Below are 2,282 nucleotides of genomic sequence, written 5' to 3' on the forward strand. Positions count from 1 at the left end.
CGGGCACCGCCACCGCTCCCGCGTACAGACAGCCGAAGAAGCCCGCGATGTAGTCCAGCCCCGGCGGGTACAGCAGCAACACGCGCTCGCCTTGCGCGCCTCGCTCACGCAGCGCCGTCGCGATTCGCCGCGCTCGCACGTCCAGGTCGGACGCGCTCCAGACGATCTCCTCGCCGTCGTCTCCTAGGAATGTGTAGAGCGGCGCCCGGGCGGTCGGCTTTTGGGCAAGCTTCAGCAGTACGCCAGGAAGGCATTGGGGGAGGTCGGTCACGGGGGGGGCCGTCCATGTGTCGAAAATTTCGACACTTCATAGCAGCCCGACTGCTCAATCCCGTAGGCACTCCCGGTGATGAAACACGGGAGGCCTGCGACGCCAGCCCACTCGGGGAGCAGGGACCCGACACGCCCTCACGCGCGGCTGAACAGTCCCTTCAACCACCCCATGAAACCTTTCTGCTTTGACACGACTGCCGCATCCGGGGCCGCCTCCAGAACGACGGGCGAGGGCGCCGCCACCTTGCGCGCCACCGGCGCCGCGCGCCCCGGAGTCACCACCGGAGGCACCGGCGCCGGCGCGGGCTCCTCCTGCGCCAGCCGCGCCTTCACCGCCTCCGGTGTATCGCGGGTGGTGAACGTGCTGACGACCTCGCGCCCCGTGGTGCCTTCCTTCGCGGTCACCTTGAGCAGCGATTCGTTGTTCACCTCGAACGTCACCGTCACCTGCACCGCGCCGCGCGGCTTCTTCGGCAGGCCCGCGAGCCGCAGCGTGCCCAGGTACTCGTTGTCCTGCGCGCGCTCGGAGTCGCCCTGGAAGACGGTGAGCTCCAGCTCCGTCTGCCCATCCCGGTGCGTGGAGAGCGTGTAGCTCTTCGCCGCCGGCAGCGACACGTTGCGCTCCAGCACCGGCTTGAAGCGCCCACCCGGCAGCCCCACGCCAATGGCCATGGGCAGCACGTCGATGAGCACCACGCCTTCCATCTGCCCCAGGCTGTGCGCCAGCAGCGCCGCGCCCAGCGCCACGGCCTCGTCCGGGTGCACGCCCTTGCTGGGCGGCCGGCCGAAGAACTTCGTGATCTTCTCGTGCACCAGCGGGAAGCGGCTCTGCCCACCGACGAGGATCACCTCGTCGATGTCCTGCGGCTTCAGCCCCTTGGCCTGGAGCACCTCCTCGCAGACCTGGACCGTGCGGTCCACCAGCCCCTCCGTCAGGGCGATCAACTTCTGCCGCGAGAGCGTGACGTCCAGGTCGTACGGCTTGTTGTCGATCATCGTGATGAAGGCCACGTGCACCCGCATCTCGGAGCGCTCGGACAGGGCGCACTTGGCCCGCTCCGCCGCGTCGTTGATGCGCTGCAGGGCCACCCGGTCCCCCTGGAAGGCGCGGCCCGTCTGCCGCTGGAACTCCTCCAGGAGGTACTCCACGATGGCGTTGTCGAAGTCGATGCCGCCCAGGAACGTGTCGCCGCCGGTCGAGATCACCTCGTAGACGGTGTCGTGCAGCTCCAGCACCGACGCGTCGAACGTGCCGCCGCCCAGGTCGTACACCAGCACGCGCTGGTTCAGCTTCTTGCCGTAGCCGTACGCCAGCGCCGCCGCCGTGGGCTCGTTGAGGATGCGCTCCACGTACAGGCCCGCGAGCTTGCCCGCCTCGCGCACCGCGTGCCGCTGGTTGTCGTTGTAGTAGGCGGGCACCGTGATGACCGCCCGGGAGATCATCTGGCCCAGCTGGTTCTGCGCCACCTCGCGCACCTCGCGGAGGATCAGCGCGGAGATCTGCTGGAGCGAATAGATGCGGTCACCCAACCGCACCGCCGCCTCGCCGGACTGGCCCGCGGCGATCTCGTAGTGGAAGCGGTCTTTTATCTGCCCGACGATGGGCGACGCGTACGGCCGGCCCACCAGCCGCTTGGCGCCGTACACCGTCTGGCGCGGGTTGGTGAGCATCTGCCCCTTCGCGGGGTGGCCCACCACCAGCCTGCCGCGCTGGTTGAACGCGAGGATGGAGGGCACCGTGTTGTGGCCCTCGCGGCTGGGCATCACCCCGGGCTTGTTGCCGCGCACGATCGCGGCGCACGAGTTCGTCGTCCCCAGGTCGATGCCGATCACCGGCCCCGTCCGGGGAGGCTCCTCGGTGTTCAGCCCCAGTGACGCATCCGTCACCATCTCCAGCGCGGGCGCGGCCGGAGCAGCCGGGGCGTCCATCCGGGCCGGGGCGCCGGCGTCCGTGGCCGGGGGCAGGGCAGGGGCCGCCGCCGGGGCGGGCACGGTGTAGTCCCTGTCTC

At 69.9% G+C, this 2,282-nt stretch carries 2 protein-coding genes; both read right to left on the reverse strand.

The annotated features are described in order from the left end of the window. On the reverse strand, positions 1–271 hold a 271-nt coding region (locus D7Y21_RS41080), incomplete at its 3' end, for an AMP-binding protein (RefSeq protein ID WP_147469537.1). Between the two features lie 137 nt (positions 272–408). Beyond that, the coding region (locus tag D7Y21_RS41085) for an Hsp70 family protein (RefSeq protein ID WP_233612503.1) at positions 409–2,282 on the reverse strand (1,874 nt) is incomplete at its 5' end.

This window comes from Corallococcus sp. AB045 (assembly GCF_003668895.1).
GTDB lineage: Bacteria > Myxococcota > Myxococcia > Myxococcales > Myxococcaceae > Corallococcus > Corallococcus coralloides.